Genomic DNA, 15,129 nt, shown 5'->3' with positions numbered 1-15,129 from the left:
CGATCCTGATCAGAGAGCGCAAGAGACGCAGCCTTCAACCTGCGTACCTTCGAGCGCCATCTGGCGCAGGCGGATGTAGTAGATCGTCTTGATGCCCTTCTTCCACGCGTAGATTTGCGCCTTGTTGATGTCGCGTGTCGTCGCGGTATCACGGAAGAACAGCGTCAGCGACAGACCCTGATCGACATGCTGCGTTGCCGCCGCATAGGTGTCGATGATCTTTTCCGGGCCAATCTCGTAAGCATCCTGATAATATTCAAGATTATCATTCGTCATGAAGGCAGCCGGGTAATAAACACGGCCAATCTTGCCCTCTTTACGGATTTCGATCTTGGAAACAATCGGATGGATCGAAGAGGTCGAATGGTTGATATAGGAGATCGAGCCTGTTGGCGGCACGGCCTGCAGGTTCTGATTATAAAGTCCGCCTTCCATGACGGATTTTTTCAATTCCCGCCAGTCTTCCTGCGTCGGGATCGCAATACCGGCATTCTCGAAAATCTCGCGGACCTTATCCGTCGCAGGCTCCCAGACCTGATCGGTATATTTGTCGAAATATTCGCCCGTCGCATATTTCGACTTTTCAAAGCCCTTGAACGAGCTTTTCTGTTCAACGGCGATAAGATTGGACGCGCGAACAGCGTGATAGGCCACCGTGTAGAAATAGATATTGGTGAAATCGACGCCTTCTTCCGATCCATAGAAAATGCGCTCGCGGGCGAGATAGCCGTGCAGGTTCATCTGGCCAAGGCCGATGGCGTGACTCTCATCATTGCCGCGTGCAACGGATGGCACCGAGCCTATATGGCTCATGTCTGAAACAGCCGTCAGAGCACGGATTGAGGTTTCGATGGTCTTGCCAAAATCCGGGCTGTCCATGGCTGCTGCAATATTGAGCGAGCCGAGGTTGCAGGAAATATCCTTGCCCAAATGCTCATAAGACAAATCTTCATTGAAGATGCTGGCTTCACTCACCTGAAGAATTTCCGAGCAGAGATTGCTCATGGTGATGCGGCCATCAATTGGATTGGCGCGGTTCACCGTGTCTTCAAACATGATGTATGGATAGCCGGACTCAAACTGGATTTCCGCCAGAACCTGAAAGAAATCACGCGCATTGATCTTCTTCTTGCGGATACGGCCGTCATCAACCATTTCCCGATATTTTTCGGTGATCGAAATCTCGGTCATCGGCACGCCATAGACGCGTTCAACGTCATAAGGCGAGAAGAGGTACATATCTTCGTCGTTTTTAGCGAGTTCGAACGTGATGTCGGGAATCACAACACCAAGCGACAATGTCTTGATGCGGATTTTTTCGTCCGCATTTTCACGCTTGGTATCGAGGAAGCGCATAATATCAGGGTGATGAGCGTGCAGATAAACCGCACCCGCACCTTGACGCGCACCAAGCTGGTTAGCGTAGGAGAATGAATCCTCCAGAAGCTTCATCACCGGAATAATGCCGGAAGACTGGTTCTGAATCTGTTTGATCGGTGCGCCGGATTCACGAATATTGGTCAGGCTCAGAGCCACACCGCCGCCACGCTTTGAAAGCTGAAGCGCCGAATTGATGGAGCGACCAATCGATTCCATGTTGTCTTCAACGCGTAGCAAGAAGCACGAGACCAGCTCGCCGCGCTGCTTTTTGCCTGCATTGAGGAAAGTCGGCGTTGCTGGCTGATAACGGCCCGCAATAATTTCATCGACCATTTCGCGTGCGTGCTGTTCGTTGCCACGTGCAAGCGTCAGCGCCACCATGCAGACACGATCTTCGTAGCGCTCAAGATAGCGCTTACCGTCGAAGGTCTTCAACGTATAGCTGGTGTAATATTTGAATGCGCCAAGGAAGGTCGGGAAGCGGAACTTCTTGTCATAGGCATGATCGAAAAGATCGCGCACGAAATTAAAGGAATACTGGTCCAGCACTTCCCGCTCATAATAGCCTTCAGCGACCAGATAATCGAGCTTTTCACGCAGATTATGGAAGAACACCGTGTTCTGGTTGACGTGCTGCAGGAAATATTGCTGTGCCGCCTGGCGGTCGCGATGCAGCTGAATCTTCCCCTCATCATCATAGAGGTTCAGCATTGCATTGAGCGCGTGATAATCGAGCGAGGTCTCAGCAGGTTTCTGCGGCTTGCTGCCTGATGCAGCAACCGTCGCCGCAGATGACTCCTGCTTTTGCGAAGCAGCGACTGTCTCGTGCTCACGGGTCAGGGTTGTGTCTGCCGTGTCCAAAATCGTTCCATCCCGTCTTTAACATTGCCAATGTCTTCGTCGGTTCCCAGAAGCTCAAAACGATAGAGGTAGGGAACCTGACATTTGGCAGAAATGATGTTGCCTGCGAGGCCAAAGGCCTCCCCGAAATTGCTGTTTCCAGCGGCAATGACGCCGCGAATGAGGGATCGGTTATCCGCATCATTAAGAAAGCGGATGACCGGCTTGGGAACAGCACCTTTCGCGCCTCCGCCGCCATAGGTTGGTGTTACGAGCACAAAAGGCTCGTTGACGCGCAACAGGCCCCCATTGTCTTCATAGCTTTCCAGCGGAATGCGCTTTGAGCGCAGCCCCAGACGCATCACAAAGCGATGCGTGTTTTCCGAACGGCTGGAAAAATAGACGATCTGGCCCATAACAAACCCCGGCAGCGGAAGGGATTATGCCAGCGCGCTGATCATATCCGGACGAAAACCAGCCCAATGGGATTCACCGGCAACAACAACCGGCACCTGACGGTAGCCCAGTCCCTGAACGAGATCATACGCATCGCTATCCGCGGAAATGTCGATAACATCATATTCAATGCCCTGACGATCGAGCGCGCGGGTGGTTGCTGTGCACTGGACGCAGGCGGGCTTGCTATAGACGGTGACGTTCATTTTTTCCTCACTGGGGATTGATTGGTATGGGTTGCGGCTACTGGAGTAACGACGCACAAAGACGCTCGCACATGGTAAAATGCGCGCGAAAAAACTCGGAAACTGAAGAAATGCGGCTCACCCCACTGGCAAGCCATGCACACTAGCCCGTAAAGGGCGGACCGGAACTATTCTGTTTCAAATCACTCGACATGCTTTTCACCCCGAAGCTATTGAGAGGGATATACGGGGCACCAAAAAACGTGGCAGCACAGTACCACACTTTATCGCGCGCCAACCGGACACCCCGCCCGTGGACGTTACGTTCAAGGCAGGTCTCCTGGCTCACGGCTCACCGCCCTCATCCGTCTTCCCGGCCTGTGCCAGTGACATCTGGATTTGAGCTTGCCGCTTACAGTTGCGGGGGCAGCTACGGCTTAACAACATCCACGATGAATGCAGCGCACCGTATTCCCATCTTCGCTTTCAATTCTCACGAATCGTAAGAACCTTGAACACAATATGTAGTACCTGAAGTTAAAACTTCGTCAATGGATAGATGCTTCAAAAAAATTAAATCTAATTTTGTTGCGCTGCGGCTGTGAATAACAGGGATATTTTATGGTGCCCGACCACAGACGGGCCAAACCAGTGAACAGGTAATCCGATAGATAGATTCGCGGCATTCGACAATCTGACAGAGACGCTCACACACAATATATAGCGCAGCCGTCCAGCACCCGGCACATAATCCGAGCCCAGCCACAGCAGCTCTCAGAAATTATGTTTCGCCTTACAAATCATGCAAAAAATCTCAACACGGGATCAATGGTTTGCGCGACTGCTCAACAGAGCGCGCCATTGAATGGCTTATGATACCCGCTCTTCCTCGAAGGGATAATTTGACAGCCGGGCTTCATATCCTGTATCGATCCATCAAATTCTGAACATTGTTCAGCATGCTGAACAATTAAGAAGGGATCCTCCCAAGCATCTCTTCAGACGACCGATGCACCGGCGGCATCGGGAAACTGCTGGTCTGGCTTTGCTATATGTGAAAGCCAGACCATTTAAAACCCAGCGTCTCGGCACCGGCGAGGAATGAGAGACCTCGGCGCTGGGGAAATTTGGATAAGGGTGGAAAGTATGACTGTAGGGATCAAGCCATTTTCGTTCGATACCGTTGGCTCAATGCTCGTTGAGTGGAGTGCCGCGAAGCGTCTTGGCGAAATTCTGGGCGAACGGTTTTCCGAACGCAAAATCCTCATCGTAACCGACAAGGGTCTGCACAAGGCTGGCGTACTCAACGAAGCACTGGCTTCACTTGAAAAGGCGGGCTTCGTCACCAGTATTTTCGATGCTGTTGTTGCTGATCCGCCGGAATCGGTTTTGTTTGAATGTGTCAATCAGGCCAAGGCGGCAGGCTGCGATATCGTATTGGGGCTGGGCGGCGGCTCTTCAATGGATATTGCCAAGCTTGCTGCCGTGCTTATCGTTTCTGAGCAGGAACTGTCTGAACTTTATGGCATTGGCAAAGTGCAGGGCACGCGTCTGCCGCTAATCCAGATTCCGACCACCGCTGGCACCGGATCGGAAGTGACAAACATCACGATTCTGACCACCGGCGAAACCACCAAGATGGGTGTCGTTTCCCGCCAGCTTTACGCGGATTTCGTCATTCTGGATGCAGAGCTGACCTGCGGTCTGCCAGCGCTTCACACAGCAGCCACCGGCATCGATGCCATGGTTCACGCAATCGAAGCCTATACCAGCCGCATCAAGAAAAATCCTCTTTCCGATGCTTTTGCGCGCGAAGCGTTGAAGCTCTTGTCTGCCAATCTTGTTGCGGCCTGTGAAAACGGCAAAGATCGTCACGCCCGTGAAGCCATGCTGCTTGGTGCAAATTTCGCAGGGCAAGCTTTCTCGAACTCGCCGGTTGGTGCGGTTCATGCACTGGCTTATCCACTTGGCGGTCATTATCATGTACCGCATGGCCTCTCCAATGCCCTGATGCTAGGGCCAGTGCTGCGCTTTAACATGGCGGGTGCTGCCGAGCTTTATGCAGAACTCGCTGACCTTCTGATTGGTAAATCAGAGGGTACAACCGAAGAACGTTCAGCAGCTTTCGTTGCATATATGGAAGACCTGATGAACCGTTCCGGTGCTCCACGCCGCCTGCGCGATGTCGGCGTCACAGAAGAAAGCCTCGAAATGCTTGCACGCGATGCAATGCTTCAGACGCGTCTTCTGGGTAACAACCCTGTTGACGTGACGGAAGCTGACGCGCTTGCGCTTTATCGCGAAGCCTTCTGAGTTAGCAAATATCATTTAAATCCAGTCGCGGAAGAGTGCTCCCAATAAGCGCTCTTCTACGGCCTGCTTCATCCTTTCGGAGTTAAAATCTTGAGCACTGAACGCATCGACGGTCAGGAGCAGCCATATTGGCCTGCGGGACCGTTTAAAATCCGCTTGCCCTTCGTTCATTATAAATTCGAATGGCCTGACTATTTCCAAGGTCTATTGATGTGCGCGGTGGACCTTTCAGCAATTCCATTGATGACAGAACTTCTTGGCATGCCCTTTGAAGTGGCGCTCGCCGTCGTCATCCTGAACGGTCTTTTCTATCTCGCGCACCATCTGCTAGGCGATCCGGTTGTGCCAGGCTGGATCACCCCCGCTATTCCCCTTCTCATGGCTTATTGCGCCACTTTCCCCGAAGGACCGGAACGCGTGCATGCCCTTGTCGCGTTCCAGATGATGCTCGGGTTGTTTTCGATCTTCATCGGGGCGACAGGGTTGGCGCATCGTGTCGTTCAGCTGATACCATCTGCCATCAAAGCAGGTGTCATCGTGGGAGCTGGTTTTGCTGCAGTTATTACTGTTTTCAAAGTCGGCGGTCGCTTTGATACATTCCCGTTTACGATCAGCATCGCTGTTGGCATGGGTTTCTATGTGATTTTTTCGCGCCATTTTGCGCGTATCAAAAACAGCAATCCTCTTTTGGCAACCATCGGCAAGCTCGGTATCTTTCCGATCATTTTGCTTGCAGTCATCATCGCGCCGCTTTTTGGCGAAGCACCATGGCCAACAATCGAATGGTCCTTCACAAGCCCGGATTTTGGCACTCTCTGGCGAGAATATACAATATTTGGCCTTGGCATGCCTCCGCTGTCCATGTTCCTCACCGCTGTTCCCACGATGCTGGCAGCCTATATCGTGCTCTTTGGCGATGTATTGCAGAGCCGAGCTATATTGAAGGAAGCTGACGAAGCGCGCCCTGACGAAAAGATCGACTATAGTCCTGACCGCGCGCACCTGATCTTCGGTGGACGCAATGCCGCAATGAGTGTGCTCGGGCCAGATGTCTGCATGTGCGGGCCACTTTGGTCGGCAATGCATGTGGTGATTGTAGAGCGTTTCTCGCAAGGGAAAAAAGCCATGCACTCGCTTTTTGGTGGCGCAGGTTCTTTCCGCTGGGGAACCAATACAGGTTTGCTCCTGATGCCGATTGTGACGCTTGTTCAGCCGATCCTGGGTGTAGCATTGGCGCTGACTCTGCTTATTCAGGGATATGTGTCGGTGCGTGTTGGCATTCTGGAAGCACGTTCGCAGCGCGATCTTGGCATTGCCGGCATCGTTGGCGCCGTTCTGGCTACACGCGGTGCAGCCTGGGCATTTGCTACCGGCGTCATCCTTTGTCTGCTCGTCTATGGTCGTGATTTCTTCAAAGGCGAAACTGACAGCACTTTCGTCAAAGACCAGAAATCGCAGTGATCTGACCACGAAGCCTCCCGAATATTTATTGGGGGGCTTCTGCTTTTTATACACAAAATATAGCTAAATTTGCCTCTTTAGGCAGTTTCATATAGATTTCCGCCGCAATCCGGCAACCGCATTTTTCACCGCTGCGTCTATTGTCGCGCATTGCGTGATAGTTCGGAGTAAAAATTGCGTAGTGAACAGTCTGTTCTTCAAATATCCATAGCAGTTACTATTTTTATTGCAGGGTTTGGTGTTGTCTTCGGCCTTTTATCTGGGTCATTTTCGATTGTGTTTGATGGCGTCTATATGCTGGCCGATGCTGCGATGAGTGGTCTTGCACTTGTCGTTTCACGCCTGATCGCGCTTTCTGCGCTGCCAGAGCCGCCGCGCGGAAAATTGCGCGACCGTTTCACCATGGGTTTCTGGCATCTTGAGCCGATGGTTCTGGGGCTCAATGGCATCATGCTCACAGGTGTGGCCATCTACGCGCTGATCAACGCGATCGGTAGCCTGATGGATGGTGGCCGCGATCTGGAATTCAGCTATGCTATCTTCTATGCCGTGCTAGCCCTCATTGCATGTCTTGGCATGGCATTTCTTGAAATGCGCGCCAACCGCAAGCTCAAATCAGATTTTATCGCCCTTGATGCAAAATCTTGGATCATGTCTGGCGGCATAACGGCGGCACTTCTGATCGCCTTCACCATTGGCTATTTCATTCAGGAAACCCAATTCGACTGGATCACGCCTTACATCGATCCTGCCGTGCTTGCGCTTGTTTGCGTCATTATCATTCCAATGCCTGCCGCAACGATCAAACAGGCATTATCGGACATGCTTCTGGTTACGCCTGTCGACTTTAAAAAGCACGTCGATGACGTGGCAAAGCAGGTTGTGGACCGCTATGGCTTCAAATCTTACCGCGCCTATGTCGCCAAGGTCGGACGCGGTAAACAAATCGAACTCTATTTTATTGTACCAAAGGCACAACCTGCAAAGAAACTCGAAGAATGGGATGCATTGCGCGATGAAATCGGCGATGCGCTCGGCGGCGAAGGCCCTGACCGCTGGCTGACGATTGCCTTCACAACGGATGTTGAGTGGGCGGTTTAGCGCGCCGGTCTGTTTCAATCAGATCGAAATACGCTCTAAAGCGCAATTTTTGCCGACCTTCGCTTCACTACGGCAAGACCTATGCCCAAAGCGAATCCGTTGCCAGATTTCATTACTGCCCGATTTAAGCGATCATTAACCGTGTTTTTTCGAACACAAGGGCATGGCGAACGCACAACCGTCACAACTGTTGAACTCGAATTAGACCATAAAATTCAACGCATTGATAAATGTTTCATTTTTCGCGCAGAAATGTGATCGCGTTTTACGTTGACTATTAACATTTCGTTAACCACAGTTTGTTGCAATTTGTTACAAAGCGTTATTTTGGAGCGGGCACGAATTGAAAAAGATACGGCAGATAAACCAGCAGTCCCTGAGCGCAGGGAACCGCACTGCCGTGTCGCAAATGACCACTTTCTGGGGTGTGATGCGCGCCTATTGGGTTTCAGACCGCTGGAAAGAGGCATGGGCCCTTACGATCGCGATCTTCATCTTCACAGCATTCATCAGCAAGACGACGGTCTGGGTTGCGGAAGCATCCGGCCTTCTGATGAATTCCATCGTCAATGTCAAAAGTGCACCGGTGCAGGACCCGCTGATGGCCATTGCCATCAATGCCGGTATGCTGGTCATACTGATGCTTGGCAAGGATGTGCTGCTGGTCGGCTTCCGGCATCTTCTGTCCACCACCTTGCACCGGAAATGGCGCAAATGGCTCAATGACAGCTTCTCCGATGCACTGCTTGATCGCAATCACACGCATTACCATCTGCAACAGGGAAAAGGTCCGAGCCTGCCCGATAATGTCGATCAGCGTTTGCAGGAATCCATCAAGGGCATGACCGGCGGCGCCATTGGTCTTGTTATGGGCATTGTTGGTGTCCTACTCTCAGCGTTCTTCGTTGGCCAGAAACTTCTGGAAATCTCGACAGAAGTAAACGGACTGGAGTTTCTTGGCTCTTATGGTGGTGCGGTCGTGGCTTTTGCCGCTATCATAGTCTACGTGCCGATTGGCACACTGATTGCGATCAAGATCGGCCGCAAACTGGAAAAGCTCAACCTGCGCATGCAAAAAGCGGAAGGCTCCTATCGTGGTGAATGGACCACGCTTCTACGCCGCAGCTTCCAGATTTCGGCTTCCGAAGGTGAAGCCGTACAAAGCACGGTCAACAAGCGTCTTTATCAAGACGTTGATGGAACCTGGAACCAACTCAACCGCTTTGATGCTGCCTATCTCGCCTTTTCACAGGCTTATGGCTTTCTGTCCAATCGCATCATCGCTTATATTCCGGGCCTGATCCCCTATATGAGCGGGGCGGTCAGCTTCCGCAACTATGTGACCGGTGCCGAACTGGTGGCCGCCATGATCAATGATTGCTCGTGGTTCATTCAGGTCATGCCAGCAATTGCCAATCTGCGCGCCAATGCCGGTCGTGTCACAGGTCTCGCACAAGCCATTGAAGCCGTGCAGGAGCCTGCCGAATTCTATGCCCGTTCAGGTATAAACCGTTTCACATTTTCCGCGCAGCACCCACATTTTGGTCTTTCGGTCCGCAATCTTGCGCTCATGCTCGGACCCGACACGGAAGCGCCGTTTCTGCGCTCCGGTGTTATTAATATCCGCTCCGGTGACTGGGTTTATATGCGTGGCGAATCCGGCTCGGGCAAAACCTCGTTTATCAAAGCGCTCAATGGTCTTTGGCCATATGGAACCGGCGACATCATCTATCCTCAGAAGGCAAAAGCCATCTACACACCACAGGAAGCAAAGTTTCCAAGCGTGTCGCTCAAGCAACTTGTTTGTCTTCCCGAAGACGAAAGCCAGTTCAATGATCTCACGGTTGCAGCCATATTACACGAAGCAGGACTTGGCGAATTTATCCTGCGGATGAATGATGACAATGCAGATGGATCGGCATGGGACATGGTGCTCTCTGGCGGGCAAAAACAGAAGATCATGCTTGCCCGGCTTCTGCTGCATAAGCCATCAGTGATCTTCCTTGATGAAGCAACCGGTGCGCTTGATCCTGTGTCGAAGCTACGTTTCCACACAGCGCTCAAAACACATTGCCCGGATGCAATTGTCCTCTCCATCATGCATGAGGAAAAACTGCCAACGCTGGAAGACGGCCAAAACGTCTATTCGCATGTGCTCGACATTCAGAACGGCTATATGTCGCTCAAGCCGGTTGATGCTGCATCCGAGCCGCAGATTCCGTTGGTCGCAGCCGAATAGTTCAGAAGGCCCTAAGTGAAACGCATCTCATTCTGGGATGCAGAATATTGTTCTTTCCTTGGGCTATTCAAGGCAGTCGTGTCGCGCAAATTTTCATTGGTCCGTTGCCGTCGGTACGGGATTTGAACACGGAATGGTTGCCATATCTATCCAGCGCATAAAGAAGTTTCGATAAAGCATTTCCAAAAAGCGCGACGCTGCTTTGCGTCGGATAATGCGTTAGAATAAAGGATTAGAGTGCCGATTTGATCCAGTCAGATCAGCACTCTGAAAAGGGTCAGTGGAGAGCCTCCGGTCGGCCTGGCAACAGCGCGTCAATGACACTGGCGAGCCGCATTTCCTGTTGGCCACTGGCGATTGTCCGCTCAAGCACATCAAGCACGACGGCACCCGCGCCGCGCGCCGCATCGACCAGCGTGCTACCATGAGCCAGATTGGCCGTCAAAAGACCGGTAAAGAGATCGCCTGTGCCAACCGGCGCGATAGGCAGGCGTGGAAATGTCAGTCTTGTGCTCGTCTTGTCCTCGAAAACGATGTTTTCCAGCAAACCATCCGGCGTGTCGGCAAGAGTGCAGCCGGTAACGACCAACCGCGCCTGGCGTTGCGCCTGTATTTTCAAAACGTCCGCCTCAAGCGCACGCCATGACGATATCCCGCCGCCCGCAATCAGGCCGACCTCAAACTGATTGGGGGTCAAGACATCCGCGATCGGAACAAGGCGACCAAGCAGACACTCGACCACCTGGTCAGCGACAAAGACACCGAGATTGGAATCGCCCATCACCGGATCGCAGACATAAACGATATCCGGGTTGATCCTGCGCGCCCGCTCAACGAAAGCGGCAACCACATCACCATTGGCGCGCGAGCCCAAGTAGCCCGAGATAATATAGCGGCTCGTTTCGATCAATCCGCGTTCCTCGACACCACGAAGCAGATCACCGACGAGCTCCGATTCGAGCACACGTCCGCGCATGGTCTCAAAATGAGGATTGTTCGATAACAATGTGGTGGGAACCGCCGCAACGGTCAGCCCCCGCACCTGCATTGGCAAGACGGCGGCGCTGTTTCCGACATGGCCATGCACGACCTGGCTTTGAATGGATATAATATTCATCAGCCTCACTCCGCTGCATCTTCGCTGATTGCCAATTTGGCACTTTCACGGCGAGGCAACCGGCCATTGAGCGCCAGATAAGCGGCCAGCCCGATCACCAGTCCCCAGAAGGCGCCACCAATACCGAGCAGGTTGATGTTTGCGGCCGATGCGAGGAAGGTTATGAGCGCCGCCTCGCGGGATGCAGGGTCTGCCATCGCATTGGCAAGGCTACCGCCGATGGTACCGAGCAGCGCCAGACCGGCCAGCGCGGTGATAAACGTTGCCGGAAACGCCATGAAAACCGCTGCCAGCGTCACGCCAAAAACGCCCACCAGCACATAGAAAACGCCTGCCGCAATACCAGCGATCCAGCGCTTGGACGGATCTTCATGCGCCTCCCGACCCGTGGCGATTGCCGCAGTAATTGCCGCTAGGTTAAAAGCGTGCGAGCCAAAGGGGGCCATGATGAGCGAACCAAGGCCGGTTACGGTAACAATGGGATTGGCGCTTGTCTTGAAGCCATCATTGCGCAACACCAGCATTCCCGGCATGTATTGGCCGGTCAGGGTGATCAAAAACAGTGGCAGCGCAACGCTCAGAAGAGCATTGAGCGAGAATTCCGGCATGGTGAAAATCGGCGTCGCGAATTTGAGCTGCAGGCCAGACATATCGACACGATCCTGCGTGACCAGAAAAACAAGACCAATCACCAGAATGCCAACCACAGCATAGCGCGCAGAAAAACGCTTCAGCACGACATAGGCAACGATCAGCAGCCCAACCAGAGCAGGATCGACACTCGCGCCGCCAAAAGCTCCGATACCAAATTGCAGCAGGATACCGGCAAGAAGACCCGAGGCGATGCCAGAGGGGATCAACCGAATGACTTTCTCAAAGCAGCCGGAAAGACCAAGCAGAACAAAGGCCAGAGCCGAGACCATATAAGCGCCGATCGCCTCGGCATAGGGCGTTGTGGCAAGCGCTGTTACAAGGAAGGCCGCTGCCGGCGTCGACCAGGCGGTGATGATCGGTTCTCGATAACGCCAGCTCAGAAAAAGGCCGGTAAGTCCAACACCAATGGAGACAGACCATACCCAGGATGCCGTGAGTTCAGGGCTCAGACCGGCAACACGCGCGGCCTGAAAGACCAGAATGAAGGTACCGCCATAATTGACGATGACCGAAATCAGTCCTGCTATAATTGGATGGGTAAGATCATTCAGACGAATGGATGATCGTGAAGGCAAACGATGCGACATGGCTCTGTTAAAGCTCCTGAATTGTGGCTTGCGGCCCGTTTTTTGCCTTGACTTCTAGAGGACAAATGGCCTGTTGTTCCCATCCACTTACGAAGAGAGGTACAGACCATTTGTTCAAGCATTCGCAACTGGAGTCTGTGAAGGCTTGGCTTGCCCATCCCGCGCATGCGGCGATGCCACTGCATGCACGGATACAACGCGCCATCCGGCAACTGATCGTCGACGGCGCGCTGGGTCCGGGTAAACCGCTTCCGGCCTCGCGCGCGCTGGCAAAATCGCTCGGCGTTTCACGCGACACCATCGAGTCCGCTTACGCCCAGCTTCACGCAGAAGGCTTTATTGAACGGCGCGTCGGAAGCGGCAGCTTTGTCGCGGAAATGACAGAGTTCACGCCCGGCCGCCGGCTGACGCAGCGTGACGCACTTTTACGCAATCAAGCGCCGAACCTCAGCAGGCGCGGTGCTGCCATGTTCGGCAGTGGCGGTGTGCGCGAAATGCTCTCTCCACGCCCGTTCGCACACGGCATACCGGAAACTCGCAGTTTTCCACTTCCATTATGGGAGCGTCTTGAGCGGCAGGTGCTCAAAGAAGTTGGCACGCAGGCTTTACATCACGGCGATCCGCAAGGAACGGAACCATTGCGCCGTGCTATTGCCGACTATGTCAATCTTGAACGCGGCGCACGCGCCACCGCAGAACGCGTAGTGGTCCTGACAAGCTCGCAGCAGGCGCTGACCTTGTGCGCCAACATGCTGTTCGATCCCGGCGACCCGATCTTCATTGAAGATCCGGCCTATTATGGTGCGCGCAAGGCATTTGAAGCTGCTGGGCTTGAATGCTTGCCTGTGCGCGTCGATGGACAAGGGGTAATGGTTGACCAAATTATCGATGATCCGCGCAGTGCAAAAGCTGCTTTTTTGACACCTTCGCACCAGTTCCCGACAGGCGCAACCCTTGCGCTGGATCGTCGCCTCGCTTTGATCGAATGGGCCGCACGGCATCAGAGCTGGATCATCGAAGACGATTACGACAGTGAGTTCCACTATGCTGGAAAGCCTACCGCCTGCGTTCAGGGGCTCGACCCGCATGACCGGACCATCTATATCGGCACCTTCACAAAAGCCCTCTTTCCGGGCCTTCGGATTGGCTATGTTGTGTTACCACCGCAGCTGGTCAAACCTATGACCGTGGCACGAACCCTGCTCGACGGGCATACTGCCTCCATCGCACAACTGACCTTGGCGCGGTTCATGGAAGGTGGACATTTCGGTGCCCATGTTCGCACCATGCGCAACATCTACGCGCAGCGCCTGGACGTTCTGACAACGCTGGTTCGCAAACATCTTTCAGAATTCGTCGAACCGCAAGTGCCGATCGGTGGCCTGCAAATGCCCTGCATATTGATCGGCGGACTTTCCGAACGCACGGCAATTGATGCAGCGCGGCGCATGGGGATAGAACTTCTTGGCCTTTCAGGACTTCATGCATCCGGCGACGGAAAACCCGGCTTCCTGATGGGCTTTGCTGCCTATACTCCACACGAAATCGAGGTAGCCGTCAAAAGGCTCGCAACTGCACTGCGCGCCGCCGTCGCCGCATAGCCAACGCCCGGTTCCATGGGGTATTGGCCTGATATAATGAGCTAAAATCTCATAGAACAACAGGCTTAAACCTGCGGTTCTGTGCGTTGTAGATGGCGCAATCCCAATGCACTTACAGTGCCAAGCCACTGGCGCGATCGAAAACATGAACGCGCTCATTGTTGATCGCCGCCGAAAAAGCTGTGTTAACGCGCACATGCTGTTCACCATCGACAACAGCAGTTATCTGGTCTTCACCAAGTTCAAAAACCACATGTGTCTGTGCGCCGGTCGGCTCCACCAAAATTGTTCTTCCCTCAAGGCGAATATCTCCGCCGGTGGCAGAACCAATATGTTCCGGCCTAAGGCCAATCGTAACCTCCTGGCCCCGCTTTACACTCCTTTGAGATGAAATGCCTATTGCCGTACCGTCTTTCAGACGCGCTATCGGTGCATTTGCATCTGCATCAATGACTGCAGCGATAAGATTCATGGCTGGCGAACCAATAAAGGCCGCCACGAAGATGTTTGCAGGGGTTTTATAGAGTTCGAGTGGCGTTCCCTGTTGCTCAATCCGGCCCTGGTTCAGAACAACAACCCGATCCGCCAAGGTCATCGCTTCTATCTGATCATGCGTCACATAGATGGAAGTCGTTCCGACTTTCTGATGCAAGCTTTTAATTTCGCTGCGCATTTGAACACGGAGTTTTGCATCAAGATTTGATAATGGTTCATCAAAAAGGAAAACAGAAGGATCGCGAACAACCGCTCGCCCCATGGCAACCCGCTGACGCTGACCACCAGAAAGCTGCGAGGGCTTTCGATCCAGCAACTTGCCTAGATCAAGCATGCGTGCTGCTTCCGCAACCCGCTCATCAATGATATTTTTGGGCTTCCCGGCCAGCTTAAGATTAAAACCCATATTCTGCGCAACAGTCATATGCGGGTAGAGTGCATAAGACTGAAACACCATAGCGATATTGCGCTCCCGCGGCGTCATACCGTTGACGATCTGACCACCAATGGCAATTTCACCATCGGTTATTTCCTCAAGTCCGGCGACCATACGTAAAAGAGTCGATTTCCCGCAGCCGGACGGCCCGACAAGCGCAACAAACTCACCGTCATTGATCGACAGAGAAATGTCGCGGATGACTTCGACGGAGCCATAGGATTTACAAACGTTAATAAGTTCTACTGAAGCCATGATTGCGTC

General features: G+C 53.1%; 11 protein-coding genes and 1 riboswitch. Of the genes, 5 read left to right on the top strand and 6 right to left on the bottom strand.

All coding sequences use genetic code 11. The features are described 5' to 3' along the window. Positions 1 to 9: 9 nt before the first annotated feature. The 3 genes from nrdE to nrdH are packed head-to-tail and all read right to left on the bottom strand — an operon-like array spanning position 10 to position 2,882. Positions 10 to 2,241, bottom strand: coding sequence for a class 1b ribonucleoside-diphosphate reductase subunit alpha (nrdE, locus tag ABE530_RS04585; RefSeq protein WP_499693751.1), 2,232 nt, complete (start codon positions 2,239 to 2,241; stop codon positions 10 to 12). After that, positions 2,217 to 2,636 carry a class Ib ribonucleoside-diphosphate reductase assembly flavoprotein NrdI gene (gene nrdI / locus ABE530_RS04580; protein ID WP_499693750.1) on the bottom strand — a complete coding sequence of 140 codons (420 nt, stop codon included), beginning with the start codon at positions 2,634 to 2,636 and terminating at the stop codon, positions 2,217 to 2,219. The genes nrdE and nrdI overlap by 25 nt, the downstream gene beginning before the upstream one ends. A 24-nt stretch (positions 2,637 to 2,660) precedes the next feature. Next, positions 2,661 to 2,882 (bottom strand): glutaredoxin-like protein NrdH, encoded by a 222-nt coding sequence (nrdH, locus tag ABE530_RS04575; protein WP_265986818.1) that lies wholly within the window; start codon positions 2,880 to 2,882, stop codon positions 2,661 to 2,663. A 292-nt stretch (positions 2,883 to 3,174) separates the two neighbouring features. Beyond that, a riboswitch (cobalamin riboswitch) is annotated at positions 3,175 to 3,390 on the bottom strand. 617 nt (positions 3,391 to 4,007) lie between these two features. Here nrdH and ABE530_RS04570 point away from each other — a divergent pair. The 4 genes from ABE530_RS04570 (at position 4,008) to ABE530_RS04555 (ending at position 9,975) form a co-directional block, all read left to right on the top strand. Then, positions 4,008 to 5,174: an iron-containing alcohol dehydrogenase gene (locus ABE530_RS04570; protein ID WP_499693749.1), complete on the top strand. Its 1,167-nt coding sequence runs from the start codon at positions 4,008 to 4,010 to the stop codon at positions 5,172 to 5,174. 90 nt (positions 5,175 to 5,264) lie between these two features. Then, positions 5,265 to 6,635, top strand: coding sequence for a hypothetical protein (locus tag ABE530_RS04565; RefSeq protein WP_499693748.1), 1,371 nt, complete (start codon positions 5,265 to 5,267; stop codon positions 6,633 to 6,635). Positions 6,636 to 6,809: 174 nt separating this feature from the next. Further along, positions 6,810 to 7,736 (top strand): cation diffusion facilitator family transporter, encoded by a 927-nt coding sequence (locus ABE530_RS04560; protein ID WP_265986814.1) that lies wholly within the window; start codon positions 6,810 to 6,812, stop codon positions 7,734 to 7,736. Positions 7,737 to 8,136: 400 nt separating this feature from the next. Next, a complete protein-coding gene (locus tag ABE530_RS04555; RefSeq protein ID WP_265986813.1) occupies positions 8,137 to 9,975 on the top strand; it encodes an ABC transporter ATP-binding protein/permease in 1,839 nt (612 codons plus the stop codon). Positions 9,976 to 10,252: 277 nt separating this feature from the next. Here ABE530_RS04555 and pdxY read toward each other — a convergent pair whose 3' ends face one another. Both pdxY and ABE530_RS04545 read right to left on the bottom strand, forming a co-directional pair. Continuing rightward, on the bottom strand, positions 10,253 to 11,092 hold the full coding sequence (pdxY, locus tag ABE530_RS04550; protein WP_499693747.1) for a pyridoxal kinase: 840 nt from the start codon (positions 11,090 to 11,092) through the stop codon (positions 10,253 to 10,255). Between the two features lie 5 nt (positions 11,093 to 11,097). Continuing rightward, the gene (locus tag ABE530_RS04545; protein ID WP_499693746.1) at positions 11,098 to 12,333 is read right to left on the bottom strand and encodes a benzoate/H(+) symporter BenE family transporter; all 1,236 of its coding nucleotides are present in this window, start codon (positions 12,331 to 12,333) and stop codon (positions 11,098 to 11,100) included. A gap of 110 nt (positions 12,334 to 12,443) precedes the next feature. Here ABE530_RS04545 and pdxR point away from each other — a divergent pair, with 110 nt between their 5' ends. Then, a complete protein-coding gene (gene pdxR / locus ABE530_RS04540) occupies positions 12,444 to 13,934 on the top strand; it encodes a MocR-like pyridoxine biosynthesis transcription factor PdxR (RefSeq protein WP_499693745.1) in 1,491 nt (496 codons plus the stop codon). A gap of 112 nt (positions 13,935 to 14,046) precedes the next feature. On the opposite strand, the gene ABE530_RS04535 is transcribed toward pdxR, so the two are convergent. Beyond that, on the bottom strand, positions 14,047 to 15,120 hold the full coding sequence (locus ABE530_RS04535) for an ABC transporter ATP-binding protein (protein WP_499693744.1): 1,074 nt from the start codon (positions 15,118 to 15,120) through the stop codon (positions 14,047 to 14,049). Between the last annotated feature and the right edge of the window lie 9 nt (positions 15,121 to 15,129).

Origin of the sequence: Brucella sp. TWI559 (genome assembly GCF_039674265.1) — a bacterium.
Taxonomy (GTDB): domain Bacteria; phylum Pseudomonadota; class Alphaproteobacteria; order Rhizobiales; family Rhizobiaceae; genus Brucella; species Brucella chromiisoli.
Note: the sequence above shows the minus strand (reverse complement) of the source record. Positions and strands in the feature narration are given on the sequence as shown.

Bases quoted from the DNA above. Each gene is read 5' to 3' on its own strand.
- nrdI (WP_499693750.1), bottom strand. From the start codon at position 2,636: ATGGGCCAGATCGTCTATTTTTCCAGCCGTTCGGAAAACACGCATCGC.
- nrdH (WP_265986818.1), bottom strand. From the start codon at position 2,882: ATGAACGTCACCGTCTATAGCAAGCCCGCCTGCGTCCAGTGCACAGCA.
- ABE530_RS04570 (WP_499693749.1), top strand. From the start codon at position 4,008: ATGACTGTAGGGATCAAGCCATTTTCGTTCGATACCGTTGGCTCAATG.
- pdxY (WP_499693747.1), bottom strand. From the start codon at position 11,092: ATGAATATTATATCCATTCAAAGCCAGGTCGTGCATGGCCATGTCGGA.
- ABE530_RS04545 (WP_499693746.1), bottom strand. From the start codon at position 12,333: ATGTCGCATCGTTTGCCTTCACGATCATCCATTCGTCTGAATGATCTT.
- ABE530_RS04535 (WP_499693744.1), bottom strand. From the start codon at position 15,120: ATGGCTTCAGTAGAACTTATTAACGTTTGTAAATCCTATGGCTCCGTC.